Source organism: Streptomyces sp. NPDC026659 (assembly GCF_040638245.1).
Lineage (GTDB): Bacteria > Actinomycetota > Actinomycetes > Streptomycetales > Streptomycetaceae > Streptomyces.
On sequence record NZ_JBEZXY010000011.1, the window covers coordinates 226,954 to 252,466 of the forward strand.

The following is a 25,513-nucleotide window of genomic DNA, read 5'->3' on the forward strand; positions in this document are numbered from 1 at the left end:
CCGTAGGGAGTTGAAATCATGGCCCCGAGCGCCATGAGCCGTGGCAAAGACAACTGGATCTCCTCTCTCTCCGAAGCCCAGCCGGTCCCGTACTGGCTGGAAGACCCCGGCAGGCCGCAGGCCGAGGCCGCCCTCACCACGACCGAGACGTGCGACCTGCTCGTGGTGGGCGGCGGCTACAGCGGACTGTGGAGCGCGCTCAACGCCAAGGAGCGCGACCCCGGCCGCGACGTGGTGCTCCTCGAAGGCCGTGAGGCGGGCTGGGCCGCCTCCGGCCGCAACGGCGGATTCTGCGCCGCCTCCCTCACCCACGGACTGCCCAACGGCCTGGCCCGCTGGCCGGGGGAGATCCGCACGCTCCAGGAACTCGGGACGCGCAACCTCGACGAGATCGAGGCCGCCCTCACCCGGCACGGCATCGACTGCGACTTCGAGCGCACCGGCGAGATCGACGTCGCCACCGAGACCTACCAGGCGTGGGAACTGCGCGACTGGCACCGCGAACTTGAGGACAAGGGCCTCGCCGACGGCATGGAGTTCCTGGACCGCGACGCCCTGCGCGCCGAGATCCACTCGCCCACCTTCGAGGCCGGGCTGTGGGACCGCCGGGGCGTCGCCATGGTCCACCCGGCCAAGCTCGCCTGGGGCCTGAAGCGGGCCTGCCTCGCCCTCGGGGTGCGCGTCTACGAGCACACCCCCGCCCTCACCCTGAAGCCGTACGGCGCGGGCATGGCCGTCACCACGCCCTACGGCGCCGTCCGCGCCCGCAAGGTCGTGCTCGGCACCAACATCTTCCCGAGCCTGCTGCGCCGCGTGCGCTCGTACACCGTGCCGGTCTACGACTACGCGCTGATGACCGAGCCGCTGACCCCCGCGCAACTGGAGTCGGTCGGCTGGCGGAACCGCCAGGGCCTGGGCGACTCGGCCAACCAGTTCCACTACTTCCGGCTCTCCGCCGACAACCGCGTCCTGTGGGGCGGCTACGACGCGATCTATCCGTACGGCGGCCGGGTGCGCGCGGAGTACGACGACCGGCCGGAGACCTACGCCAAGCTGGCCGGGCACTTCTTCACCTGTTTCCCGCAGCTGGAGGGCGTCCGCTTCACCCACGCCTGGGGCGGCGCCATCGACACCTGCTCGCGCTTCTCGGCGTTCTTCGGCACCGCGCACCGGGGCCGGGTCGCGTACGCGGCGGGGTACACGGGGCTCGGGGTCGGCGCGACCCGGTTCGGCGCCGACGTGATGCTCGACCTCCTCGACGGCGCGGACACCGAGCGCACCCGGCTGGAGATGGTGCGCAGAAAGCCGCTGCCCTTCCCGCCCGAGCCCTTCGCCTGGACCGGGATCGCGCTCACCCGCTGGTCGCTGGCCAGGGCCGACGCGCAGGCGGGGCGGCGCAATCTGTGGCTGCGGACGATGGACCGGATGGGGCTGGGGTTCGACAGCTGAGCCGGTTCGTACGGGCGGCCGCGGTGGTGCGGCCGGGCGGTGTGGTGCGGGGCCTCGCCGCCCACGGGCCGCCCTGTGACCCGGGTCACCCGAAAGAGTGCCGGAAAGCCGCGTAATGCTCCCCGGCCGACCTCCCTCTCCCTCCCGGGCGCGACGGCGTCCAGGCGAAAGAGGGAGGTCTGCTCATGACAGGGGCGAAGACGGCGGTCGAGTGGCTGGCATCCGCCGCACCGGACCCGGACGCGTGCCGCTGGGAGTGGGAGCGCAGCCCCCTCGGGGTCGCCCTGCTCCCCGCGGGCAGGGCGTGGGACGTGCTGATCCTGCCCGGTGACCTCGGCTATCCGACGCTCGACGTGCTCACCCGTGTCCTCGATCAACCCGGCCCGGTGCTGGCCGACTTCGGGGACAACCGGGTGGGCTTCTTCGTGCCGCCGGGCACCGCGGCCCGCTGGCTCGGCACCGGAATCCGCACCGCGGGGGCCGGGACCTGGATCGTGGTGCCGTATCCGGGACGGCCGACGCACGGGGTGCGCTGGCTGGTGCCGCCGGACGGCTCCGGCACGCTCACCGACCCAGCGCTGCTGGAGCTGGCGATGCACGAGGCCGCCGCCGGACTGGCCCGGGAGGGAGACGGATAGCCCCCGGGCGACTTGACACGGCGATTGGTCTGGACCAAATTTGGTGCACCTCCTGACCTCCAACTCCCCCATGCCTGGAGGCATTTGTGGATCGCCCCAGACCTCTGGTCGTCCTCCTCGCGGCAACGGCCCTGGCCGTGCCCGGCATCACCGCGCTCTCGTCGGCCGCCAGCGCGGCCGACGCGGACGCCGTGGTCAACGGCGGTTTCGAGTCCGGCCTCTCCGGCTGGACCTGCACCGCCGGGACCGCCGTCAACTCGCCTGTGCACAGCGGTAGTTCCGCCCTTCATGCGACCCCCGAGGGCAGCGACAACGCCCAGTGCACCCAGAGCGTGACCGTGCGCCCCAACTCCGCGTACACGCTCTCCGGTTGGGTGCGCGGCTCCTACGTCTACCTCGGCGCGAACGGCACCGGCACCACCGACGTGTCCACCTGGACCCAGTCCGCGCCCGACTGGCAGAAACTCACCACCACCTTCACCACAGGGCCGAACACCACCAAGGTCACGCTGTACACGCACGGTTGGTACGGCACCGGCGCCTACAACGCCGACGACATCTCCCTGGTCGGCCCCGGCGGCGGCTCCACCACCCAGCCGCCCGCCGCACCGGGCGGTCTGACCGCCGGTACCGTCACCGCCACCTCGGTCGCCCTGTCCTGGTCGGCCGTCTCCGGCGCGACCGGCTACGCGGTCTACCGCGACGGCACCAAGGTCCAGACGGTGAGCGGCACTTCGGCCACCGTGAGCGGCCTCGCGCCCTCGACGGCGTACAGCTTCCAGGTCACCGCCGTCAACGACGCGGGAGAGTCCGCCAAGTCGGCCGTCGTGACCGCGACGACCAAGGCCAACGGCGGTGGGGGAGGCGGCGGTTCGACCGACCTGCCCACCCACGCGCTCGTCGGCTATCTGCACGCGAGCTTCGCCAACGGTTCCGGCTACACCCGTATGGCTGACGTGCCCGACAGCTGGGACGTGATCGACCTGGCCTTCGGCGAGCCGACCTCCGTCACCTCCGGCGACATCCGCTTCAATCGCTGCCCGGTCTCGGAGTGCCCAGGCGTCGAGAGCGACGCCGACTTCAAGGCCGCGATCAAGGCCAAGCAGGCCGCGGGCAAGAAGGTGCTGATCTCCATCGGCGGCCAGAACGGCCAGGTCCAGCTGACCACCACGGCCGCCCGCGACGCCTTCGTCTCCTCCGTCTCGAAGATCATCGACGACTACGGCCTCGACGGCCTCGACATCGACTTCGAGGGCCATTCGCTGTCCCTGAACACCGGCGACACCGACTTCAAGAACCCGACCACCCCGGTCGTCGTCAACCTGATCTCCGCGCTGAAGACCCTCAAGGCCAGGTACGGCGCGAAGTTCGTGCTCACCATGGCGCCCGAGACCTTCTTCGTGCAGAACGGCTACCAGTTCTACGGCAGCGGCAAGTGGGGCGGCCAGGACCCGCGCTGCGGCGCCTACCTCCCGGTCATCTACGCCCTGCGCGACGACCTCACCCTGCTGCACGTCCAGGACTACAACTCGGGCCCGATCATGGGCCTGGACAACCAGTACCACTCCATGGGCGGCGCCGACTTCCACATCGCCATGACCGACATGCTGCTCACCGGCTTCCCGGTCGCGGGCGACGCGAACAACGTCTTCCCGCCGCTGCGCCCCGACCAGGTCGCCATCGGCATGCCCGCCTCGGTCAACGCGGGCAACGGCTATGTCGCCCCCGCCGAGGTCACCAAGACCCTCGACTGCCTCACGAAGCGGACGAACTGCGGCTCGTACGCGACCCACGGCACCTGGCCCCCGCTGCGCGGTCTGATGACGTGGTCGGTGAACTGGGACCGCTTCGCGAACTGGGAGTTCCAGCGGACCTTCGACGGCTACTTCGGCTGAGCACCAGCGCGAGCACGGTCAGCAGCACCGTGCCCAGGCACCAGGAGGCCAGCACGTCCAGCGGCCAGTGGAAGCCGCGCCGCAGAAGGCCGTACGACACCGCGAGCACCAGCGCGGCGCCGACGGCCGGCACGGTGCGGCGGGCCGCGGGCGTGCGGCACCAGGGGAGGAGGAGCAGGACCGCCGAGCCGTACGCGACGCAGGCCGTCGCCGTGTGGCCGGAGGGGAAGTAGCCGGTGGCCGGAGGCACCACGGGGGTCCCCGGCCGCGCGGCCCACAGCTTCAGCGGGACGACCAGCGCGGGGAGCAGGGCCATCAGCAGGGCCGCCGCGAGCGGGGGCAGCCACCAGCGGTGCGTACCGGTGGAGCGTCCGCGCAGCGCCGCGTATCCGGCGGCGAGGAGCAGCACCGGTACGGCCACCTGGACGTTGCCGAGGTCGGAGAGCAGCTCCGAGAAGCGGTCCGGGTGGACCAGGTCCCGGCTGAGCCGGGCGTCCTCCCGCAGCAGCGGTCCATGGACGAGAACCTGCCAGGTGAGCAGCGCGAACAGCAGGCTCGGCAGGGTCAGCAGGACGGCGTACGGAGTGCGGCGGGGGAGGGACACCGCCCCAGCTTCGCAGGTCCGTACGCGGGGTCCGAGAAGGAGGTCGGCCGCCCCGGAACAGGGGGGGGTGGTTCCGAGGCGGCCGACCGGACCGGAAACGCCGCGCGCCCCGGGGGGTTTGGGGCGGCGGCCGTCCGATCGGTGAGGAGATCCCGGAGCCGTCGGGCCCCGGCTGTGTGCGCGAGGGCACGACCAGGTCGAAGCTGGGGATGCCTCGGCCTGAACCCGCCCGCAGTCCCCTGGGGGCGAGGTGTATCTCTCTTCTGGACGAGAACCTACGGCAGTCCTCGCCGCATGGGCAGCCGGAATCCGGTCCCGCCATCCACCTCGCACACCTTCTTCACACGGCCTGCGGGTACGGCACCCGAGGGCGCCGTACCCGGCACGGTGCGTGGCCGTGTCCGTCAGGTGCGTGGCCGTGTCCGGCCAGGTCCGTGGCCGTATCCGCCCAGGTCCGTGGCCGTGTCCGGCCCGGCTCAGATGCGGGTGAAGGCCTGCTCGATGATGTCCAGACCCTCGTTGAGCAGGTCCTCGCCGATGACCAGCGGGGGCAGGAAGCGGAGCACGTTGCCGTAGGTGCCGCAGGTCAGGACCAGCAGGCCCTCCTGGTGGCAGGCCTTGGCCAGCGCGGCGGCGGCCTCGGCGTTCGGCTCCTTCGTGGCGCGGTCCTTGACCAGCTCGATGGCGATCATGGCGCCGCGGCCGCGGATGTCGCCGATGATGTCGAACTTCTCGGCCATCGCCTCCAGGCGGCCCTTCATGACCTCCTCGATGCGCTTGGCCTTGCCGTTGAGGTCCTGCTCCTTCATCGTCTCGATGGCGCCGAGCGCGGCGGCGCAGGCCACCGGGTTGCCGCCGTAGGTGCCGCCGAGGCCGCCCGCGTGGGCGGCGTCCATGATCTCGGCGCGGCCCGTCACGGCGGCGAGCGGCAGACCGCCCGCGATGCCCTTGGCGGTGGTGATCAGGTCCGGGACGATGCCCTCGTCCTCGCACGCGAACCACTGGCCGGTGCGGCAGAAGCCGGACTGGATCTCGTCGGCCACGAACACGATGCCGTTGTCGTTGGCGAACTTCACGATCTCCGGCAGGAAGCCCTTGGCCGGCTCGATGAAGCCGCCCTCGCCGAGCACCGGCTCGATGATGATCGCGGCCACGTTGTCCGCGCCGACCTGCTTGGTGATCTGGTCGATCGCCATCTTGGCGGCCTCGGGGCCCGCGTTCTCCGGGCCGGTCGGCCAGCGGTAGGCGTAGGCGACCGGGACGCGGTACACCTCGGGCGCGAACGGGCCGAAGCCGTTCTTGTACGGCATGTTCTTCGCCGTCAGCGCCATCGTGAGGTTCGTACGGCCGTGGTAGCCGTGGTCGAACACGACGACCGCCTGGCGCTTGGTGTGCGCGCGGGCGATCTTCACCGCGTTCTCGACGGCCTCGGCGCCGGAGTTGAACAGCGCGGACTTCTTGGCGTGGTCACCCGGGGTGAGCTCGGCCAGCGCCTCGGCGACGGCGACGTAGCCCTCGTACGGGGTGACCATGAAACAGGTGTGGGTGAAGTCCGCGAGCTGGGCGCTCGCGCGGCGTACGACGGCCTCGGCGGAGGCGCCCACCGAGGTCACGGCGATGCCGGAACCGAAGTCGATCAGGCTGTTGCCGTCCACGTCCTCGATGACGCCGCCGCCCGCGCGCGTCACGAAGACGGGCAGCGTGGAGCCCACGCCCTGGGCGACGACCGCGGTGCGGCGGGCCTGAAGCTCCTGCGACTTCGGGCCGGGAATGGCGGTGACGACGCGGCGCTCCTGCGGAAGTGCGGTCATGCGGGGCTCCTGGGGGGTGATTACGGACGCTTGTCTTCTTTTCTCGCAGGTTAGGACCGTTGCCGGGGGGTGGTCATGCTCCATGTGGGCGTTGTCCGGCATGGCGCTTGTCCGCCGTGGACATAGCAGTGGGTGGGAGACCCGGACGGCCGGTCCCGGACACCGGCCGCGTAACCGGTGAACTCCCCTTTCCGGGGCGTTAGATTGACTCGCTGACGGTGGACGGAGCGGCTGCTCAGGGGGCAACGGCGATGGAGAGCGACGGCACGCGGGACGCACGGGGCACGGGGGCGGGGCCGGTGCCGCGTCCGGCGGTACCGCCCCAGGGCTCTGTGGTGCCGCCCATGCCGACGGCGCCGCCCAGGCCCGACGGCAACGCCTTCCTGGCCTGGCTGCGCGCTCCCCGCCCCACCGCGCCGCCCGGCGTCTGGCGTCTCGGCCACCGGGCCCGGCCCGAGGAGGAGCCCGAGAGGATTCCCGGCCGCCAGCTGCTGAGCGGCGCGCTGATCTCGTTCCTCGTCGGCTGGCTGGTGTGGTCCCTGCTGTGGAACGGCTACCTCGGCGGCTGGTGGACCCTGCCCCTGGAGCTGCTCGCGCCCGACGCCTGGCTGGAGACCGAGAGCCGGGTCGGCACCGCCGTCCTCTGGTACTCGTACTACACGCTCATCGGCGGTGCCCTGCTCCTCGCCGTCTTCCGGCTCGGCCGCTGGGCCGAGGTCTGGCGGCGCTACGGACCACCTGCCTGGCGCCGCGCCGCCCCGCCCGAGCAGCCTCCGCCCACTCCCGGGCAGGATCCCGCGAGCTGGCCCGAGCTGCGGGCCGCGGGTGCGCACGAGGCGGCCGACCGGCTCGCCGCCGATGCCCGTTCCGGACACATGCGCGACGTGGACCACGCCCGGATCGGGCGCGCCTGGCAGGGGGTGCGCTCCGGTCTGCACAACCTCGCCGCCTTCACCGCCTCGGTGGTGAAGGACGGCGCCGCCGCCTGCCCGCACCCCTCCGGCGACCGCGACCTGCCCGCTCGACAGGCCCGCCACGACCTGCTCACCGGGCAGGTCCGGGTCGGCACCACCGCCGACGACCCGCGCAATCCCTACCGTTACCGGGGCGCCGGGCTCGCGCTCGGCCCCGAGCTGCTCGGCACCTCACTGGTCGCGGTCGGTCCGGCGGGCTCGGGCAAGACCGGCAGCCTGATCAGGCCGCTCGCGGAGTCGATGTGCCTCCAGGCGCTCGCCGGCCGGGCCGCCGTGGTCGTCGTCGGAGCGGCGGGCGCGGGCCTCGGTCCGGCCGAGGCGTACGACGTCGTCATCCGGATCGGCCACCCCGACTCCGCCTACGACCTCGACCTCTACGGCGGCACCACCGACCCCGACGAGGCCGCCGCGATACTTGCCGAGGCCCTGGTCGGCGACCTGGCCGACCCGCACCCCGGCAGCGACAGCCGTCGCTCCACCACCGTCCTCGCCCAGCTCCTCGGCCCCTTCCGCGCGGTCCACGGCCGCTTCCCCTCCGTGCCCGAGCTGCGCGGGCTGCTCGACGGCGCCCCCGGCCCGCTCGCCGCGCTCCGCAAGGCGCTCACCGAGACCGGACACGCGTCGCTGCTGCGTGAACTCGACGCACGCGAACGGCAGTTGGCGCACTCCGGCGATGTGGGCGCGGTGCTCGCGGACCGGATCGCGCTGCTCGACCGGCCCGCCTTCGCCTCCTTCTTCGACACCTCCGGGAAGTCCCGGCCGTTCTCGCTCAAGGCCCTCGACCACCCGGTCCGGGTCCGCGTCGACCTGCCCCAGCGCGGTCACGCCGACGCCTCCCGCATCCTGGCCCGGCTGGTCCTCGCCCAGTTCACGGCGAGCGTGACGGCGCGCGAGGACCGCTCGCTCTTCGCCTGCCTGCTCCTGGACGACGCGGGCGGCGTCGTCACCCCCGAGGCCGTCCGCGGCATCCAGCGGCTGCGCTCCGCGAACGCGGGCGTGGTGCTGACCCTGCGCACCCTGGACGACGTGCCCCGGCCGCTGCGCGGCCCGCTGCTCGGCGCGACGGGCTGCCGCATGGCCCTGTCCGGTCTCACCCCCTGGGACGGGCAGGACTTCGCCGAGGTGTGGGGCAAGGAGTGGATCGAGACCCGCGACGTCACCGACCGGCAGATCATCGCCGAGACCCCGGCGGGCAAGGCCGTGCACATGCTCCGCCGCGTCATCACCGGCAAGGCGCCCACCGCCCGCGCGGTCACCGTCCGCCAGGTGGAGCGCGAGCGCTGGTCCGCGTCCGAGCTCGCGCACGCGGTGCCGCCCGGGCATGCCGTGCTGTCGTTGACCACCGTGCGCGGGGAGCACGCGCCGCCGTTGCTGGTGGATCTGCGGGGGTGAGGCGGGGAGGGGCGACCGGGATCGTACGGTGAGGCAGAATCGGGGTGGGCCGTTCATACGCGGCGGCCAATTGATCTCCGGCGGTGACAAGCCGTAACGCTTCGACCCGCCGGACCGCTCCGACCTGAAGGCCCCATGCCCCCGACCCTCGCCTCGCTCGTCCAGCACTCCGCGCTCAAGCTGACCGTCCGCGCGGGCGAGGACCGGCTCGACGTGCCCGTCCGCTGGGCGCACGTCAGCGAACTGGCCGACCCCGTGCCGTACATGGAGGGCGGGGAGCTTCTCCTCGTCACCGCGCTCAAGCTGGACGCGGAGGACCCCGAGGCGATGCGCCGGTACGTGAAGCGGCTGGCCGGGGCCGGGGTCGTGGGGATCGGCTTCGCCGTCGGGGTCAACTACGACGAGATCCCCGAGGCACTGCTCGGCGCCGCCCGCGAGGAAGGCCTGCCGCTCCTGGAGGTGCCCCGCCGCACCCCCTTCCTCGCGATCAGCAAGGCCGTATCCGCCGCCATCGCCGCCGAGCAGTACCGCGCCGTCACCGCCGGTTTCGCCGCCCAGCGCGAGCTGACCCGGCAGGCCCTGACCACCGGCCCCGAGGGCCTGCTCGGCGCACTCGCCGCGCAGCTCGACGGGTGGGCCGCGTTGTACGACGCCTCGGGCGCCGTCGTCGCCGCCGCGCCGGAGTGGGCGCACCGCAGGGCCGCCCGGCTCACCGCCGAGGTCGAACGGCTGCGGGAGCGCCCCGCGCCCGCCTCCTCCGTCGTCGGCGGCCCCGACAACGAGGACCGGGTCGAGCTGCACTCCCTCGGCACCGGCCGCCGCCCCCGCGCCGCGCTCGCCGTCGGCACCGCCGCCGCCCCCGGCACCGCCGAGCGCTACGCCGTCCACTCCGCCATCGCCCTGCTCACCCTCACCACCGAGCGCTCCCGCTCGCTGCACGCCGCCGAACAGCGCGTCGGCGCCGCCGTGCTGCGGATGCTGCTCGCCGGGGAGCCGGACCACGCCCGCGCCGTCGCCGGGGACCTGTACGACGGGCTGCTCGACGCGCCGTTCCGGGTGCTCGTCGCCGAGACGGACAGCGCGGGCGACGGCGACCCGCTCGGGGGTCTCGCGGAGGCCGTGGAGTCGGCCGCCGCCCGCTCCGGCGAGGCCGTCCTCGCCGTGCCCGACGGGCAGCGCCTGGTGGTGCTGGCCGCCGACGGGGGAGCGGCGGTCGCCGCCTGCGTCGCCTTCGCGGGTGCGCTGGAGACCGCCCGTACGGCCCCGGAACCGCCGGGCGGCGACCAGACGGCGCTGGTCGTGGGCCTGTCGGCGCCTGCGGGACCCAGCGCCGCGGCCACCGCCCACCGACAGGCCGAGCAGGCGCTGTCGGTCGCCCGGCGCCGGGGCCGGGTCCTCGTGGAGCATGAGCACCTGGCGGCGGGCTCGGTGCTGCCGCTGCTCGCCGACGACGCCGTACGGGCCTTCGCCGACGGCCTGTTGCGCGCGCTGCGCGAGCACGACGCCACCGGACGCGGCGACCTCGTCGCCTCGCTGCGCGCCTGGCTGTCGCGGCACGGACAGTGGGACGCGGCCGCCGCCGATCTCGGCGTCCACCGGCACACCCTGCGCTACCGGATGCGCCGCGTCGAGGAGATCCTCGGCCGCTCCCTGGACGACCCGGACGTGCGGATGGAGCTGTGGCTGGCCCTGAAGGCGACGGGCGCGGAACAGCCGTAGGGCCTGGGCGAGGGGCACGACCTGCCCGTTCACGCCAAACCGGAGCATCACCGCCCCGCATCCGTACGACTCGGACAAGCGACGCCCCCGCACGCCCGCCCTACGGTGGACCACGCACCGAAGAACAACTCCGACAACGCGGAAGGGCCGGGACTCGTCAATGACTTCCACCCACGCCTTCTGGCTCGCCGGCCGCCAGGTCACCGGCGAGGACAGCTTCGACGTCACCAACCCGTGGGACGGGCGCCTGGTCGGCCGGGCCAGTGTGCCGACCGACGCCCAGGTCGAGGAGGCCGTGGCCGCCGCGTACGCCGTCCGCGACGACTTCGCCGCCGTCCCCGCGCACGTGCGCGCCGCCGCCCTCGACCACGTGGCGAACGGGCTGACCGAGCGCGCCGAGGAGATCGCCCAGCTGATCTCCGGCGAGAACGGCAAGCCGATCAAGTGGGCCCGGGGTGAGGTCGGCCGTGCCGTCTCCGTCTTCCGGCTCGCGGCCGAGGAGGCCCGCCGGTTCAACGGCGGCGAGGCCCAGCGGCTCGACACCGACGCGGGCGGCCAGGGCCGTATGGCGCTGATCCGCCGCTTCCCCAAGGGCGTCGTCCTCGGCATCGCGCCGTTCAACTTCCCGCTGAACCTGTGCGCGCACAAGGTCGCCCCGGCCATCGCCGCCGGTGTCCCGATCATCCTCAAGCCCGCCCCGGCCACCCCGCTGTCCGGCCTGATCCTCGGTGAGCTGCTGGCCGGGACGGACCTGCCCGCCGGTTCCTGGAGCGTCCTGCCGGTTGCCAACGACAAGATGCCCGCGCTGGTCCAGGACGAGCGCCTGCCGGTGATCTCCTTCACCGGGTCCGAGAAGGTCGGCTACGCGATCATGGACTCGGTGCCGCGCAAGCACTGCACCCTGGAGCTGGGCGGCAATGGCGCGGCCGTCGTCCTCGGCGACTGGGCGAGCGACGCCGACCTGGACTGGGCCGCCACCCGCATCGCGACCTTCTCCAACTACCAGGGCGGCCAGTCCTGCATCTCGGTGCAGCGCGTGATCGCCGACGCCTCCGTCTACGACCGTCTGCTGCCGCGCATCGTCGCCGCCGTCGAGGCCCAGGTCACCGGCGACCCGGCCGACGAGCGCACCGAGGTCGGCCCGCTGGTCAGCGAGGACGCCGCCAAGCGCGTCGAGTCCTGGGTGAACGAAGCCGTCGAGGCGGGCGCCACCCTGCTCGCGGGCGGCAAGCGCGAGGGCGCCACCTACGCCCCGACCGTCCTCACCGACGTCCCGGCCGGTGTCACCCTCGCCACCGAGGAGGTCTTCGGACCGGTCCTCACCGTGCGGAAGGTGGACGGCGAGGCCGAGGCGTTCGCGGCCGTCAACGACTCCAAGTACGGCCTCCAGGCAGGCGTGTTCACCCACGACATCCAGGCCGCCTTCCGCGCCCACCGCGCGCTCGAGGTCGGCGGCGTCGTCATCGGCGACGTTCCCTCCTACCGCGCCGACCAGATGCCGTACGGCGGCGCCAAGCAGTCCGGCGTCGGCCGCGAGGGCGTCCGCTCCGCGATGGACGACTACACCTACGAGCGCGTCCTGGTCCTCACCGGACTCGCTCTCTGACCTGACACCAACAGGTCGCCACGACGGCCGGAGCCCACACTGTGCGGGGGCTCCGGCCGTTGGCGTTCCATGACGGTCAACCGCCCTGATTCCGGCTGGCGTTCATGTCGGATTCCTGCCAGAAGCCCGTACGCGTACGGTGCTTGACTGCGGTCATGACCCACGCATCCGCGGACCGTGCCCGCCTCTTCCGCTCCCTGCACACCCCCTCCGTCCCCCTCGCGCTCGCCAACGCCTGGGACGCGGCGAGCGCCCGCATCGTCGAGGCGGCGGGCGCCCCCGCGATCGCCACCACCAGCGCCGGGGTCTCCTGGGCGCTCGGTTCGCCCGACGGCGGCACCCTCACCCGGGAACGGGCCCTGGAGGTGATCGCCCGTATCGCGGCCGCCGTGACGGTCCCGGTCACCGCCGACATCGAGGACGGGTACGGCGAGGACGCCTCCGCCGTCGCCGAGACCGTCGCCGGGGTGATCGGGGCGGGCGCCGTCGGCGTCAACATCGAGGACGGCACCCGGCCTCCGGCCGAGCTGGCCGCCCGGATCGCCGCGGCCCGCCGGAGCGCCGAGCGGGAGGGTGCGGACCTCTTCCTCAACGCCCGCGTCGACACCTACCTGCTGGGCCTGGGCGACCCGGAGACCCGCCTGGCGGAGACCCTGGCCCGGGCCCGGCTGTACGCCGACGCGGGCGCCGACGGCGTCTTCGTCCCCGGTGTCACCGACCCGGCCACCCTCAAGGCGCTGGCCGGGGAGATCTCCGTACCGCTCAACGTCATGGCGGGCCCCGGCGCGCCGTCCGTCGCGGAGCTGGGCACCCTCGGCGTGGCCCGGGTGAGCCTCGGCCCGGGCGTGGCGCTGGCCGCGTACGCCGCCGCCCGCCGTGCCGCGCGGGAGCTGTACGGGACCGGCTCCGTCACCTCGCCCGCCGACGCCCTGTCCTTCGCGGAGCTGGACGGGCTGCTGGCCGAGTCCGGACGGTGACTCGTCGGGCCCGGCGGCGATGAGTGAGGCGTCACTGATAGGTGAGACCTATGACGCGATAGATTTGGCCGATTAAGTCAGGATAAGCACCGCCTATCACGTCATTAATTCGACTTTTGACATTTCCTGATCGGTGGGCGCACACTGCTCCACGCGTGAGAGTCGGACAATCCGACCACGAGTGAGCAGCACTGAGAGGGCCACCGTGCCGATACCACTTGAAGAAGCCCTGGACGACCAGATCGCGGCAGCACGCGGCAAGGCGAAACTGCTCCGCTCTCCCGGGCGCTACCTGGTGCTCTCGGCGCTCGCCGGGGCCTTCATCGGCATGGGCGTCGTCCTGATGGTCATGGTGTCCGGCCCGCTCAGCCTCGCGCACTCTCCCTGGGTCAGGCTGATCCAGGGCCTGGTCTTCGGTGTCGCGCTGACGCTGGTGATCTTCGCCGGCGGCGAGCTGGCCACCAGCAACATGATGACGATGGTCCAGGGCGCGGTCCGCCGGGCTCTCTCGCCCGTCACCGCGCTCGCCGTGATCGTCGGCTCCCTCGTCGGCAACCTCGTCGGCTCGGTCGCCCTCGCCTGGCTGGTCCACGCGGCCGGAGTGCTGGGCGTCGCCCCCGCCCCCGGAGCCCCCGCCCCGGGTCTGATGGGCCTGACCGGCATGCTCCACGCCAAGATGGCCGAGAGCGGCGAGGCGATGTTCTTCCGCGGCGTACTCTGCAACTTCCTGGTCTGCCTGACCGTGTGGATGGGCATGCGCACCCGCTCCGACGCCGCCAAGATCATGCTGATCTTCGCCGGCATCCTGGCCTTCGTCGCCTCCGGCTTCGAGCACGTCGTCGCCAACATGACGACCTTCTCCCTCGGCCTCTTCGAGCACGTCCCCGGCGTGACGGTGGGCGCCTTCGCCCACAACCTGCTCTACGTGGGCCTGGGCAACCTGGTCGGCGGCGGGCTGCTGGTGGGTGTGGCGTACGCCGTCGCCGGCCGGCGCGGAACCCCGTCGGTCACCACCCCGGACAGCATCCCGGCCCCCCGCGCCGGTGAGGCCCCCGCGTCCGCGGCAGCGCTCGCGGCCCCGGCGGGCAGCAAGGCCTGACCTCTGAAACGGAACGACCGCCCGGCCCCTGAAAGGGACCGGGCGGTCGTCTGTGTACTGCCGGATTCACGGCGTACGGAGCGACCTCACGGCGTGCCCGGGATCGGGCCGAAGGCGGAGGGGGCGCGGAACCCTTCCCCGTCCTCGTGTTGTCGCAGCGGGCCGCCCACGACGAACCCGGTCATGCGGTCCGCGCCGATGACGTGCACGTGCGACGACTCGGCGGCGGGAACGCCGTAGACGAGTTCCACCGTCCGGACCTCCTCGGGCGTGCCCTCGCGGATGACGAGGCCGCGGTAGAGCGTCTCCAGCAGGAGTCCCCGGACGTTCTCCACGTACAGGTCGATCCGGGGGAGGTGGTCCTCCGCGGTCGCCCGCAGGAGGAGCCGGTCGCCGTGCGCGGCCGTGTAGTGCCACATCTGAAAGATGCGCTCGGAGCGGTAGATCTCGGTCACGGGTGCTCCCTACGCGGTCTCGGGCATCGGCAGGAAACCGGACGGCTCGTTGTCGGCCGCGCCGGTCTCCCGGTACTGCAGCGAGCCGCCGACGATGAACCCGGTCATGCGTTCCTCCCCGATCACGTGGAGAAACGATCCCCGGGCAAAGGCTCTCGGACCGAGGAGCGAGGCCACCTGTTCCTTTTCCGCGTCCGTACCCCGGCGGATCGTGATCCCCTCGTAGGACGGGCGCAGGAACACCGCGGTCACCCCGCCCACGTGCAGATCGACGCGGGTGTCCGACGCCGTCCGCCGAGGGCTGCGCAACAGCAGCCTTTGATGGTGAGCGACCGTGTACTGCCACACCGTGAAGGTGCGGGGGGAGGAGAACGCCTCGGTGACCTTCATCATCGCCCTCCCTTGTGGGTCGCCGGCAGGGGCGGCAGCATCTTGATCTCCTTCCCATCTTCCCAGAAGCTCACGTTGCCCCAGTCCAGATCTCCCGTGCGGTAGTAGTACTCAAGTCGGCGCATCTCCCACTCCGTGGAACCCCAGTTGTCTCCCTGCCCGGCTTTCACGGCCGCGTCGAACTTCTCCTGGGGCGTGGCGCCCGGCGGATCCCAGCCCTTGATGGACACCGCGATCTTCTGGTTCTCGCTCATGGCGGTGTTGACCTCCTGCATCCACTTGGTGTAGGGGTGCCCACCGATTTGTCCGATCTCTTCCTTCAGTTCGGAGGCCATCAGGTTGTAGTTGTTTCCGCCGTTGATCTGCGGCATCTCTTCGGCCATGTGCTTGTCGAGCGCCAGCACCAGGACCTTGCACTCGGAGTTGTGGACAAGAACCGGGGTACGGCCTGCCAGCACGTAGAAGGAGTGCAGAGCCTCGACCGTCAGGCTGTAGGTGACGGCCCACCGGTCGTAGGAGCGGACGGCGGTGACGGTCGCCTCGGCGCCGTTGTCGGTGCGCAGCGTGTCGCCGGTGCGCAGATCGGCGGCCGCGACCCAGGTGCGGAGGCTGGGGCTCCAGAAGGGGTGGTCGGCGGTGGCCGTGACCTTGCCACGGTGCCCGGTCGGTCCCCGGATCGTGATGGCGGTGAGGTGCTTGTCGCCCTTGGAGACGATCTGACGCGTGACCCGGTGGGCACCGGTCTCACCGGTCACCGGGTCGGTGGCCCGGACCAGGTCCCCGGTGTGGACCCGCTCGATCGGCTTGTTCTTGCCGTTGCCCATGACCACGCGCGTGCCGGGCAGGAAGCACTCCCCACAGCCCCGCATCGCCGCGCGCAGGCCCCGGTACATGATGCCCGCGAGGCGCATCTTGGTGCTGATGGTGAACTGCTCCCCGAGATCCCAGCAGCTCATGAGGTCGTGCTTGGCCAAGCAGCCCTCGATGCTGTCGACGGGGAGGCCGGTCATCATGACCTCGAGGTCGAGCAGGGTGTCGACCATCACCTCCAGCTCCGGCGTCTTCGACAGGACGTCGCAGAAGACCTCGTTGTGCTGGCACCAGCGGCCGGGGTTCTCCAGGGCCTCGCAGCCGAGAATGCCGCACCGGTACAGCTCGGCCGGGGTACTGCCGTTGCGTTCCGAGGCTTCCTTCTCCGCCACGGCCTGGCGGCGCCGCGCCTCGTCCTCCTCGCGGTATTTCTGGACGGTGACGACGAACGCCTCCGTCGCGGCGGCCAGCGCCTCGTCGGAGCTCTTGTCGGCGCGTTCCGCGGAGGCCCTGGCCTGTGCGGCCGACGCCCACGCCATGCCGGCCGAGTTCTGGGCCAGTTCCGACGACAGCGTGGCGTCGCTGGCCGACACGGCCGCCTGGCGTGCCGACGCCTCGGCCCGGTTGGCGGCGTCACGGGCCGTTTTCGCCGACGCCGCCGCCTGCTGCGCGGAGGCCTCCGCGTCCTTCGCGTGCTGGTCCGCCTGCGCGGAGTACGCGTTGGCCAGATCGGACTGGTGCTGGGCCTTGTCCGCCCAGTCCTGGGCGTCCTTGGCGGCGGCGCGGGCCTTGGCCGCCGTGGCGTTCGCCGTGGCGGCGTCCATCTGCGCCTTCGCCGCGACCTGCTGTGCCTCGGCCACGAGCTGCTGGACCTGCTGGTCGTGGGTCAGCGCCAGCAGATCCTTGCGCTGGGCGGTGTACTGGCCCGACTCGATGAACTGACGCAGCAGGGAAGCGGGTCCCTCCAGGGCGACGCGCGCGGCCGCCTGCACCTCCGGGGTGCCGCTGTCGACCAGTTGGGTGGCCCGCACCCGGTCGTCCTGTTCCTGGGCCTCGGGGAGAGTGGTGGTCAGGAACGTGCGGTAGGCGTCGGTGGTTCCGGCGTTCAGTGCCGCCCGGGCCCGCTCCCGGACCACGGTGCTCCCGGAGTCCGCCGCCTGGGCGATCGCGACCCGGAAGGCCTCGGTGCCGACGTCGTACTGGCCCTGGTGCAGGAAGGCGCCGACCGCCGCCCCGTCACCGTCCAGTGCCTGCTCGGCGGCGTCGCGCACCGCCTTGACGGAGCTCTCCTCCGCCAGTCGCTCGACACTCGTGCGGTCGTCCTCCTGCTGCGCCTCGGCGCGGCCGGTGCGTACGTAGGCGACGACCCCCTGGGTGTCGGCGCCCAGCGCTGTCTGGGCGGCGGCCCGCAGCCATGACTTGCCGTACTTCATGTCGGACAGGGCGAGTTGCCTGCCCAGCCCGGCGATCTCCTCGTCGCTGGTGCCCTGCTGGGCCTGCTGGGCCAGTTCGTCCGCCGTGCGACGGGCGTCCTCGGCCGCCTGGGCCTGCTGGGCGCGCTGTGCCTCGGCGGTCTCCGTCTCGGCCTTGAGGTCCCGTGCCTGGGCGATGCCGGCGTTGGTGCGGGCGAGGAGGTCCTCGGCCTCGATCTTGCGGGCCAGCGTGTACACCGTCTGGGCCTGCGCCGCCGCCGCGGATGCGGTGTCGGCGGCCTCCGTGGCCGCCTGGGCGTGCGCGGTCGACCGCGCCGCCGCCTCTGCGGCCTCACCGGCGTGGTCCGCGGCGTCGTTGGCCGCATCCGCTGCCTTGTGAGCGTGCACGGCCGCGGCGTTGGCGGCGTCACGGGCGTCGGCGGCCGCGGCCGCGGCCTGGTTCGCCAGTGATTCCGCCTGGCCCGCGGCCCGGTCGGCCTCGGCGGCCTGCCGGTGCGCGGCCGCGGCCGCCGCCCGGGCGTTCGCCGCCGCGGCGCTGCTCTGCCCGGCGTAGTTGCTCGCGAGCACCGCGGCGTCGGCCGCGGCGGCCGCGTTGGCGCCCGCGCTCGCGGCGGATTTGGCGGACTGTCCCGCGGCGAGCGCCGCGGTCACCGCGTGGTCGGCCGCCTGGGCGGCCTTCTCCGCGCCCTTCGCCGCGTTGTCGGCCGTCACGGCCGCCTTGCGTGCCGCGTCCGCCTTGGTGGCGTCGGTGGCCGCGGCCGCTGCCGCGTTGCGGGCGTTGGCGGCCGCATTGGAGGCGCCGACCGCTGCCGCTGCCGCCTGTGCCGCGGCACTGGCCGCGATGCGGGCGGACCTGCTTGCGGCGTTGGCGGCCGAGATGGCCCGTTCGGCCGCCTTCGCCGCCCCGGACGCCGCGCTCGCCGCGCGGTTGGCCGCGCGGCCGGCCTTGTCGGCGTCGTTCTGGGTGGCCTCCGCCTCCTGCTCCGCCTTCTGCGCCGCTTCCTTCGCCTGCTTGGCGGCCTCGACCGCCTCGGCGGAAGCGGCTTCGGCGGCCTTGGTCTCCGTGGCGGCGAGCTTGCCCGCCCGATCGGCCTGATCCGCCAGTTCCGCGACGGTGGCGTACTCCTCGTCGCGGCTGCGCGCGACGTACTGTCCCACCTCGAGGAATTCGCGGACGTCCGCGATGGTCCCGCTCAGGGCGAGTCGGCCGGAGGCGCGTACCTGCGTGCCTCCGGCGGAGACGATCTGCGCCGTCAGGACGCGGTCGTCCTGTTCCTGGGCCTCGTCCCGGCCCGTCTTGAGGAAGTTCTGTATGTCCTCGACGGTGCCCGCGAGCGCCTGCCGGCCCCGTGCCTGGACCTCGGGGCCTCCGGCATCGATGGCGCGGGCGACGAGCACGCGCTGGTCCTGATGGAAGGGCTCCTCCCAGCCCGTCTTCAGGAAACGGACCAGATCACCCTCGTCACCGGTGAGCGCCTGGCGTACCGCGGCGAGGGTGTTCTCCCCGCCCATGCTCCCCAGTTGGGCCGCTTCGACCCGGTAGTCCTGCACCGCCTGGTCGTCGTAGCTCATCAGGAAGTCGATGACGTCCTGATCGCTCCCGATGAGGGCGGTCTCCGCGGCGGACCTCACTTCGGTGCCGCCGGTGGCCCAGATGTCGACCGCCTGCTGCCGGATCGTCATGTGCAGCGGCTCGACGGTCGCGTCGGGCGGATCGTCGGCCGCCGCCGTGGGGGCGACGAGCAGACCGACAAGGACCGCCGTGGCGGTCATGAACGATATGCGTGCGGTGGCGCGTCTCTTCCCAGCGGAGCGCCGGCGCCATTTCCAGTTCATACGGACCTTTTGTCGTCAGAGCGGATGGGCCCGAGCGCCCGCACCCGCCGGAGCGGTCGAATGTCATGCACCTGACATATCTGACCGCTTCTCGGGTGAAAGTGGGTAAGCCCCTCGGGGCGGGGGCTCGGGTGAAGTCGGATCGGCCGGTGCCGTGTCAGCCGGTGACGCGAATCTCGACGAGGACCGACTGGGCCCCGCCGACCGTTCCCTCGCCGACGCTCTTGAACCCGCCCTCGGGCACGTCGACCTGGGTGGTCTGGCCCTCGGCGGTCAGGTCGGCGCTGATGGGGTGGTCGCCCGTCTCCAGGGCGAAGACGCGGGGAAGTTCCAGCGTCAGGAAGCCGGTGCTCGCGGTGGGCTTGAAGCAGTACTGCGCGTCCCGGTTCGCGGCGGAGTCCTTGACGGTGTACACCCGGATCTCGTTCGCGTTCTGCCCGCACTCGGCCAGGACGATGTGGCCGTCGCCGCGCTTCAGGAGGATGCCCTTGGTGGCCAGGATCTGGTCCGCCCCCGGGTAGTTGAAGTCCTCCACGGCGTAAGGGATCGACCCGGTGGGGGGCGCGGGGTCGGCGACGGCGAGAGTGGAGAGTCCGCCGACCGCGCCGGCGGCGCAAAGCGTGGAAGCGACAATACTGCGCGTGCGCATTGCCAATTCATTGCTCCTTCCAGAGGATGTGCAGGGGCCCTGGAAGGAAGGACTTCTCGGGCCCCTGGGATGTGCAAGCCCAGGAAGACGCCTGATGATGCCACGAGATGCCCGTTTTCTGGCAGCATGCCAGAGGGGAGGCGGCTCGACCGGTGGGGTCTTCCGCCTCTCCAGGTCGACCGTTGTGGTCCCGTCGGATCCCCCCGAGAAAGCACGAGAATGTTACCTCGCTTTTGTATGGGCTGCGCAATTATTTTGGGATTCCTTGGTCTATTCCATTTTCCCCCATTGGGCTCTTTCTTGTTGAATTCCTGGTTGTCCGGCAGGTCTTGTTTGGTTCGGAGATCATCCGTCATGCCCGGGAGGCGGGACTCGGCCGCTTCAGTCCAATGGAGCGCGATGACTGGTGGGAGCACCCGGATTCGGGTACCACTGATCCAGTAGCACCGGTCCATGGCGATCGGTCCCCGACACCCCTCTTCGTGGCGAGGTGAGCCCTGATGTCCGCTCCCACCACTCAACGCACCACCGTCTCCGAGCGCGAGGCCCGCCAGGTGGCGGAGGCCGCCCGGGAGCAGGGCTGGCGCAAACCGAGCTTCGCCAAGGAGCTGTTCCTCGGGCGCTTCCGGCTCGACCTCATCCACCCCCATCCGCTGCCGGACCCCGAGAGCGTGCGGCGCGGTGAGGCGTTCCTCGCGGAGCTGCGGGCCTTCTGCGAGAGCGAGATCGACGCGGTCCGCATCGAACGTGAGGCGCGTATCCCGGACGAGGTCGTGGCCGGGCTCAAGCGGCTCGGCGCGCTCGGCATGAAGATCGACCCCAAGTACGGCGGCCTGGGCCTGTCCCAGCTGTACTACAACAAGGCGCTCGCGCTGGTCGGTTCGGTCAGCCCGGCGGTCGGCGCGCTGCTCTCCGCGCACCAGTCGATCGGCGTACCGCAACCGCTGAAGATCTTCGGCACCCAGGAGCAGAAGGACGCCTTCCTGCCGCGCTGCGCGAGCACCGACATCTCGGCGTTCCTGCTCACCGAGCCGGACGTGGGCTCGGACCCGGCGCGCCTGGCGACGACGGCCGTGCCGGAGGGGGACGACTACGTCCTCGACGGCGTGAAACTGTGGACCACCAACGGCGTGGTCGCGGATCTGCTGGTCGTCATGGCGCGGGTGCCGAAGTCCGAGGGGCACCCCGGCGGCATCACCGCGTTCGTGGTGGAGGGCACCGCCGAGGGCGTCACCGTCGAGCACCGCAACGCCTTCATGGGGCTGCGCGGCATCGAGAACGGCGTGACCCGCCTCCACCGGGTGCGGGTCCCGGCGGCGAACCGCATCGGGCCCGAGGGTGCCGGTCTGAAGATCGCGCTCACCACGCTCAACACCGGGCGCCTCTCGCTGCCCGCGATGTGCGCGGGTGCGGGCAAGTGGTGTCTGAAGATCGCCCGGCAGTGGGCGGCCGAGCGCGAGCAGTGGGGCAAGCCGGTCGCGCTGCACGAGGCCGTCGGGTCCAAGATCAGCTTCATCGCGGCGACCACGTTCGCGCTGGAGGCCGTGGTGGACCTCGCCTCCCAGATGGCCGACGAGGACCGCAACGACATCCGTATCGAGGCCGCGCTCGCCAAGCTCTACGGCTCCGAGATGTCCTGGCTGATGGCCGACGAGCTGGTCCAGATCCGCGGCGGCCGGGGCTACGAGACCGCCGAGTCCCTCGCGGCGCGCGGCGAGCGGGGCGTCCCCGCCGAGCAGATGCTGCGCGACCTGCGCATCAACCGCATCTTCGAGGGCTCGACCGAGATCATGCACCTGCTGATCGCACGCGAGGCCGTCGACGCCCACCTCTCGGTTGCCGGTGACCTCATCGACCCCGACACCTCCCTCCAGGACAAGGCGAGGGCGGCCGCCGACGCGGGCGTCTTCTACGCCAAGTGGCTCCCGAAGCTGGTCGCGGGTCCGGGGCAACTCCCGTCCTCGTACGGCGAGTTCAAGCACGGCATCGACCTCTCGGGCCACCTCCGCTACGTGGAACGGCACGCCCGCAAGCTCGCCCGCGCCACCTTCTACGGCATGTCACGCTGGCAGGGCCGCATGGAGACCAAGCAGGGCTTCCTCGGCCGCATCGTCGACATCGGCGCCGAACTCTTCGCCATGAGCGCCGCCTGCGTCCGCGCCGAGCGCCTCCGCCGCGAGGGCGAGCACGGCCGCGAGGCCTACCAGCTCGCCGACGCCTTCTGCCACCAGTCCCGCCTGCGCGTCGACGACCTCTTCACCCGCCTCTGGTCCAACACCGACGACCTCGACCGCAAGATCGTCAAGGGCGTCCTCAACGGCTCCTACGACTGGCTGGAGGACGGCATCCTCGACCCGTCGACGGAGGGCCCGTGGATCGCGGACGCGACGCCCGGCGAAAGCACGCAGCCGAGCGCCCGTCGTCCCTTCGGCGGGTGAATCGTTAGAGAGTGCCGGGTGGCATAAGCCAATGGGTTCTCTGCCCCGTGACCGACGCGATGGTCTCGAAGTCGTTGTCGTAATGGAGCACAGTGAGCCCCTGGAGCTCGGCGGTCGCGGCGACCAGCAGGTCGACCGTGCCCGCCGAGCGGTGCTTTCCGCTGTCGGTCAGCTCCTGTTGCACGCTCCAGGCCCGGGTCAGGGCCCGGTCGTCGAGCGGAGTCCAGCAGAACAGGGCGTCCAGGCGCTGGGCCATCTGTTCACGGTGCTCGGCGTTCTTGGCGCTGTAGAGGAACTCGATCTCGGTGACCGGGCAGTGGGCGATGAGTCCCTCTTCCAGCGGCTTCACCCAGCGTGAGAGGGCCGGCTGTTTGACGATCCGTACCAGGGCGCTGGTGTCGATGAGGAATTCGGCAGCTGTCATCGACGGTAGTTCGCCTTGTCCAGGAGGATGTCGAAGTCGCCTTCCTCGGCGCGTGCGGCCAGCCAGGCCAGCGCCAGCGCCCGCTTCTTGCGCTCGACGCCCTCCTTCAGGGCCGCCGTCACGGTGTCCTTCTTGGTCTTCGTGCCGAACGCTATGGCCGCGTCCGCCAGCAGCTGCTCGTCGATGTCGATCAGGGTCTTGGCCATGACTGCACCCTCCGTATATCTGGCGGACTGGCTCGTATATCCATAGTAGCCCGCCGACGGGCATCACCCGCCCGGGAAGGGGACGCGCTGTCCGTCCCGGTGTCGCGGCCGGACACAATAGGTGGATGACCGACAGCCTTGTCAGCCCCGCGCCCCTTGCCGATCCGCACCTGGTGTACGACCCGCTCGCCGGTGGCGGGCCGAAGGATGTGGTGATCCTGGGGTCCACCGGGTCGGTGGGCACCCAAGCCATCGACCTCGTGCTGCGCAATCCCGACCGTTTCCGGGTGACCGCGCTGTCCGCCAACGGCGGCCGGGTGGCGCTGCTCGCCGAGCAGGCGTACCGGCTGCGGGTGCGGACCGTGGCGGTGGCGCGCGAGGACGCCGTCCCGGAGCTGCGCGAGGCGCTGGCCGGGCACTACGGCACCGAGCCGCTGCCGGAGATCCTGGCCGGGCCCGACGCGGCCGCGCAGGTCGCCGCGTCCGACTGCCACACCGTGCTGAACGGCATCACCGGCTCGATCGGTCTCGCGCCCACCCTGGCCGCCCTGGAGGCGGGCCGTACCCTCGCGCTCGCCAACAAGGAGTCGCTGATCGTCGGCGGCCCGCTGGTGAAGGCGCTGGCCAAGCCCGGCCAGATCATCCCGGTCGACTCCGAGCACGCCGCCCTTTTCCAGGCTCTCGCCTCCGGCACCCGCGCCGACGTCCGCAAGCTGGTCGTCACCGCCTCCGGCGGCCCCTTCCGCGGCCGTACGAAGGCCGAGCTGGCGAACGTCACAGTCCAGGCCGCCCTCGCGCACCCCACCTGGGCCATGGGCCCGGTCATCACCGTCAACTCCGCGACCCTCGTCAACAAGGGCCTGGAGGTCATCGAGGCGCACCTCCTCTACGACATTTCCTTCGACCACATTGAGGTGGTCGTGCATCCCCAGTCGTATGTCCACTCGATGATCGAGTTCACCGACGGCTCCACGATCGCCCAGGCGACGCCCCCCGACATGGGCGGCCCCATCGCCATCGGCCTGGGCTGGCCCGAGCGCGTCCCCGACGCCGCCCCGGCCTTCGACTGGAGCAAGGCGTCCACGTGGGAGTTCTTCCCGCTGGACAACGACGCCTTCCCCTCGGTGAACCTCGCCCGACACGTGGGACGGCTCGCGGGGACCGCCCCGGCGGTGTTCAATGCCGCCAACGAGGAGTGCGTCGAGGCCTTCCTGAACGGCGCGCTGCCCTTCAACGGGATCATGGAGACCGTCACCCGGGTCGTCGAGGAACACGGCACCCCCGCGACGGGAACTTCCCTCACCGTGTCGGACGTCCTCGAAGCGGAGACCTGGGCCAGGGCCCGGGCCCGCGAACTGACAGCCACGACGGCGACCGCGGAGGCGCGTGCATGACGACCTTGATGTTCATCCTCGGCATAGCGGTCTTCGCGGTCGGCCTGCTCGTCTCGATCGCCTGGCACGAGCTGGGGCACCTGTCGACGGCCAAGCTCTTCGGCATCCGCGTCCCGCAGTACATGGTCGGCTTCGGCCCCACCGTCTGGTCGCGGCACAAGGGCGAGACCGAGTACGGCTTCAAGGCGATCCCGCTCGGCGGCTACATCCGCATGATCGGCATGTTCCCGCCGGACGACGCGGGCCGGGTCTCCGCCCGCTCCACCTCCCCGTGGCGCGGCATGATCGAGGACGCCCGCTCGGCGGCCTACGAGGAGCTCCAGCCCGGCGACGAGACGCGCATGTTCTACACGCGCAAGCCGTGGAAGCGCGTCATCGTCATGTTCGCGGGCCCGTTCATGAACCTGATCCTCGCGGTCGGACTGTTCTTCACCGTGCTCATGGGCTTCGGCATCCAGCAGCAGACCAACACGGTCTCCTCGGTCTCGCCCTGCGTCATCGCGCAGAGCGAGCACCGCGACACCTGTGAGAAGTCCGACCCGGCCTCCCCGGCCCAGGCCGCGGGCCTGAAGGCGCACGACAAGATCGTCTCCTTCGACGGCAGGCCGACCGAGAACTGGAACACGCTGTCCGACTTCATCCGCGACAGCGCGGGCAGGACCGTCCCGATCGTGGTCGAGCGCGACGGCAAGCAGCTCACCCTGCACGCCACCATCGCCACCAACCAGGTCGCCAAGAAGGACGCGAGCGGCACCTACGTCCAGGGCGAGTACGTCAAGGCCGGCTTCCTCGGCTTCAGCGCCGCCACCGGTGTCGTCCAGCTCGGCTTCGGCGACTCGGTGGTCTGGATGGGCGACCAGGTCGGCAACGCGGTGAGCTCCCTCGTCGACCTGCCCGGCAAGATCCCGGCCCTGTGGAACGCCGCCTTCGGCGACGGCCCGCGCGAGCCGGACTCCCCGATGGGCATCGTCGGCGCCGCCCGCGTCACCGGCGAGATCGCCACGCTGAACATCCCGGCCTCCCAGCAGGTCGCCATGTTCGTGTTCGTGCTCGCCGGGTTCAACCTCTCGCTGTTCCTCTTCAACATGCTCCCGCTGCTCCCGCTCGACGGCGGGCACATCGCGGGCGCGCTGTGGGAGTCGCTGCGGCGCAACCTCGCCCGGGTGCTGCGCCGCCCCGACCCGGGCCCCTTCGACGTGGCCAAGCTGATGCCGGTGGCCTACGTCGTGGCGGGAATCTTCGTCTGCTTCACGCTCCTCGTGCTGATCGCGGACGTGGTGAACCCGGTCAAGATCTCCTGACGGGCGCGACACC

18 protein-coding genes and 1 pseudogene are annotated in these 25,513 nt (G+C 71.8%); 11 read left to right on the forward strand and 8 right to left on the reverse strand.

What is annotated here, in order from left to right:
- Nucleotides 1-18 precede the first annotated feature (18 nt).
- The 3 genes from AB0E91_RS26385 to AB0E91_RS26395 all read left to right on the forward strand — a co-directional run bounded on the left by AB0E91_RS26385 (nt 19) and on the right by AB0E91_RS26395 (nt 3,982).
- Nucleotides 19-1,449 carry an FAD-dependent oxidoreductase gene (locus AB0E91_RS26385; protein WP_361786695.1) on the forward strand — a complete coding sequence of 477 codons (1,431 nt, stop codon included), beginning with the start codon at nt 19-21 and terminating at the stop codon, nt 1,447-1,449.
- 185 nt (nt 1,450-1,634) lie between these two features.
- Nucleotides 1,635-2,087, forward strand: a complete 453-nt coding sequence (locus AB0E91_RS26390) for a hypothetical protein (RefSeq protein WP_361786698.1) — start codon at nt 1,635-1,637, stop codon at nt 2,085-2,087.
- Between the two features lie 86 nt (nt 2,088-2,173).
- Nucleotides 2,174-3,982, forward strand: coding sequence for a glycoside hydrolase family 18 protein (locus AB0E91_RS26395; RefSeq protein ID WP_361786701.1), 1,809 nt, complete (start codon nt 2,174-2,176; stop codon nt 3,980-3,982).
- Here the strand turns inward: AB0E91_RS26395 and AB0E91_RS26400 are convergent.
- Both AB0E91_RS26400 and gabT read right to left on the reverse strand, forming a co-directional pair.
- Nucleotides 3,924-4,586, reverse strand: a pseudogene (locus AB0E91_RS26400) (phosphatase PAP2 family protein); the annotation flags it as partial. The gene AB0E91_RS26395 and the pseudogene AB0E91_RS26400 overlap by 59 nt on opposite strands.
- Before the next feature lie 476 nt (nt 4,587-5,062).
- Nucleotides 5,063-6,397 carry a 4-aminobutyrate--2-oxoglutarate transaminase gene (gene gabT, locus AB0E91_RS26405; protein WP_361786704.1) on the reverse strand — a complete coding sequence of 445 codons (1,335 nt, stop codon included), beginning with the start codon at nt 6,395-6,397 and terminating at the stop codon, nt 5,063-5,065.
- Between the two features lie 251 nt (nt 6,398-6,648).
- On the opposite strand from gabT, the gene AB0E91_RS26410 reads away from it, so the two are divergent.
- The 5 genes from AB0E91_RS26410 (at nt 6,649) to AB0E91_RS26430 (ending at nt 14,164) form a co-directional block, all read left to right on the forward strand.
- Nucleotides 6,649-8,763: an ATP-binding protein gene (locus tag AB0E91_RS26410; RefSeq protein WP_361786707.1), complete on the forward strand. Its 2,115-nt coding sequence runs from the start codon at nt 6,649-6,651 to the stop codon at nt 8,761-8,763.
- A gap of 135 nt (nt 8,764-8,898) precedes the next feature.
- Complete coding sequence (locus tag AB0E91_RS26415) at nt 8,899-10,482, forward strand: PucR family transcriptional regulator (protein WP_361786710.1); 1,584 nt, start codon at nt 8,899-8,901, stop codon at nt 10,480-10,482.
- Between the two features lie 160 nt (nt 10,483-10,642).
- Nucleotides 10,643-12,088 (forward strand): aldehyde dehydrogenase family protein, encoded by a 1,446-nt coding sequence (locus AB0E91_RS26420; protein WP_361786713.1) that lies wholly within the window; start codon nt 10,643-10,645, stop codon nt 12,086-12,088.
- Between the two features lie 155 nt (nt 12,089-12,243).
- Nucleotides 12,244-13,065 carry an isocitrate lyase/phosphoenolpyruvate mutase family protein gene (locus tag AB0E91_RS26425; protein ID WP_361786716.1) on the forward strand — a complete coding sequence of 274 codons (822 nt, stop codon included), beginning with the start codon at nt 12,244-12,246 and terminating at the stop codon, nt 13,063-13,065.
- A 205-nt stretch (nt 13,066-13,270) separates the two neighbouring features.
- Nucleotides 13,271-14,164, forward strand: coding sequence for a formate/nitrite transporter family protein (locus AB0E91_RS26430; protein WP_361786719.1), 894 nt, complete (start codon nt 13,271-13,273; stop codon nt 14,162-14,164).
- Between the two features lie 86 nt (nt 14,165-14,250).
- Here the strand turns inward: AB0E91_RS26430 and AB0E91_RS26435 are convergent, their stop codons facing one another.
- The 4 genes from AB0E91_RS26435 to AB0E91_RS26450 form a co-directional block, all read right to left on the reverse strand.
- The gene (locus AB0E91_RS26435; RefSeq protein WP_361786722.1) at nt 14,251-14,619 is read right to left on the reverse strand and encodes a hypothetical protein; all 369 of its coding nucleotides are present in this window, start codon (nt 14,617-14,619) and stop codon (nt 14,251-14,253) included.
- Nucleotides 14,620-14,628: 9 nt separating this feature from the next.
- A complete protein-coding gene (locus AB0E91_RS26440; protein WP_361786725.1) occupies nt 14,629-15,012 on the reverse strand; it encodes a hypothetical protein in 384 nt (127 codons plus the stop codon).
- Nucleotides 15,009-19,025 (reverse strand): polymorphic toxin-type HINT domain-containing protein, encoded by a 4,017-nt coding sequence (locus AB0E91_RS26445; protein WP_361786728.1) that lies wholly within the window; start codon nt 19,023-19,025, stop codon nt 15,009-15,011. The genes AB0E91_RS26440 and AB0E91_RS26445 overlap by 4 nt, the downstream gene beginning before the upstream one ends.
- Nucleotides 19,026-19,245: 220 nt before the next feature.
- The gene (locus tag AB0E91_RS26450) at nt 19,246-19,737 is read right to left on the reverse strand and encodes a hypothetical protein (protein ID WP_361786731.1); all 492 of its coding nucleotides are present in this window, start codon (nt 19,735-19,737) and stop codon (nt 19,246-19,248) included.
- 500 nt (nt 19,738-20,237) lie between these two features.
- On the opposite strand from AB0E91_RS26450, the gene AB0E91_RS26455 reads away from it, so the two are divergent.
- Nucleotides 20,238-22,175, forward strand: a complete 1,938-nt coding sequence (locus tag AB0E91_RS26455) for an acyl-CoA dehydrogenase family protein (RefSeq protein WP_361786734.1) — start codon at nt 20,238-20,240, stop codon at nt 22,173-22,175.
- A 4-nt stretch (nt 22,176-22,179) separates the two neighbouring features.
- Here the strand turns inward: AB0E91_RS26455 and AB0E91_RS26460 are convergent, their stop codons facing one another.
- Both AB0E91_RS26460 and AB0E91_RS26465 read right to left on the reverse strand, forming a co-directional pair.
- On the reverse strand, nt 22,180-22,599 hold the full coding sequence (locus tag AB0E91_RS26460) for a PIN domain nuclease (RefSeq protein ID WP_361786737.1): 420 nt from the start codon (nt 22,597-22,599) through the stop codon (nt 22,180-22,182).
- A complete protein-coding gene (locus AB0E91_RS26465; RefSeq protein WP_361786740.1) occupies nt 22,596-22,805 on the reverse strand; it encodes a type II toxin-antitoxin system VapB family antitoxin in 210 nt (69 codons plus the stop codon). Before AB0E91_RS26465 ends, AB0E91_RS26460 begins: the two co-directional genes overlap by 4 nt.
- A 125-nt stretch (nt 22,806-22,930) precedes the next feature.
- Here AB0E91_RS26465 and dxr point away from each other — a divergent pair, with 125 nt between their 5' ends.
- Entirely contained in the window at nt 22,931-24,199 is a 1,269-nt protein-coding gene (gene dxr / locus AB0E91_RS26470) for a 1-deoxy-D-xylulose-5-phosphate reductoisomerase (protein WP_361786743.1), read from the forward strand.
- A complete protein-coding gene (locus AB0E91_RS26475) occupies nt 24,196-25,500 on the forward strand; it encodes a site-2 protease family protein (protein ID WP_361786746.1) in 1,305 nt (434 codons plus the stop codon). Before dxr ends, AB0E91_RS26475 begins: the two co-directional genes overlap by 4 nt.
- Nucleotides 25,501-25,513: the final 13 nt, after the last annotated feature.

Coding starts and splice junctions, on each gene's coding strand:
- AB0E91_RS26385 (WP_361786695.1), top strand. CDS start 19: ATGGCCCCGAGCGCCATGAGCCGTGGCAAAGACAACTGGATCTCCTCT.
- AB0E91_RS26390 (WP_361786698.1), top strand. CDS start 1,635: ATGACAGGGGCGAAGACGGCGGTCGAGTGGCTGGCATCCGCCGCACCG.
- gabT (WP_361786704.1), bottom strand. CDS start 6,397: ATGACCGCACTTCCGCAGGAGCGCCGCGTCGTCACCGCCATTCCCGGC.
- AB0E91_RS26410 (WP_361786707.1), top strand. CDS start 6,649: ATGGAGAGCGACGGCACGCGGGACGCACGGGGCACGGGGGCGGGGCCG.
- AB0E91_RS26415 (WP_361786710.1), top strand. CDS start 8,899: ATGCCCCCGACCCTCGCCTCGCTCGTCCAGCACTCCGCGCTCAAGCTG.
- AB0E91_RS26420 (WP_361786713.1), top strand. CDS start 10,643: ATGACTTCCACCCACGCCTTCTGGCTCGCCGGCCGCCAGGTCACCGGC.
- AB0E91_RS26425 (WP_361786716.1), top strand. CDS start 12,244: ATGACCCACGCATCCGCGGACCGTGCCCGCCTCTTCCGCTCCCTGCAC.
- AB0E91_RS26440 (WP_361786725.1), bottom strand. CDS start 15,012: ATGATGAAGGTCACCGAGGCGTTCTCCTCCCCCCGCACCTTCACGGTG.
- AB0E91_RS26445 (WP_361786728.1), bottom strand. CDS start 19,025: ATGACCGCCACGGCGGTCCTTGTCGGTCTGCTCGTCGCCCCCACGGCG.
- AB0E91_RS26450 (WP_361786731.1), bottom strand. CDS start 19,737: ATGCGCACGCGCAGTATTGTCGCTTCCACGCTTTGCGCCGCCGGCGCG.
- AB0E91_RS26455 (WP_361786734.1), top strand. CDS start 20,238: ATGTCCGCTCCCACCACTCAACGCACCACCGTCTCCGAGCGCGAGGCC.
- AB0E91_RS26460 (WP_361786737.1), bottom strand. CDS start 22,599: ATGACAGCTGCCGAATTCCTCATCGACACCAGCGCCCTGGTACGGATC.
- AB0E91_RS26465 (WP_361786740.1), bottom strand. CDS start 22,805: ATGGCCAAGACCCTGATCGACATCGACGAGCAGCTGCTGGCGGACGCG.
- dxr (WP_361786743.1), top strand. CDS start 22,931: ATGACCGACAGCCTTGTCAGCCCCGCGCCCCTTGCCGATCCGCACCTG.
- AB0E91_RS26475 (WP_361786746.1), top strand. CDS start 24,196: ATGACGACCTTGATGTTCATCCTCGGCATAGCGGTCTTCGCGGTCGGC.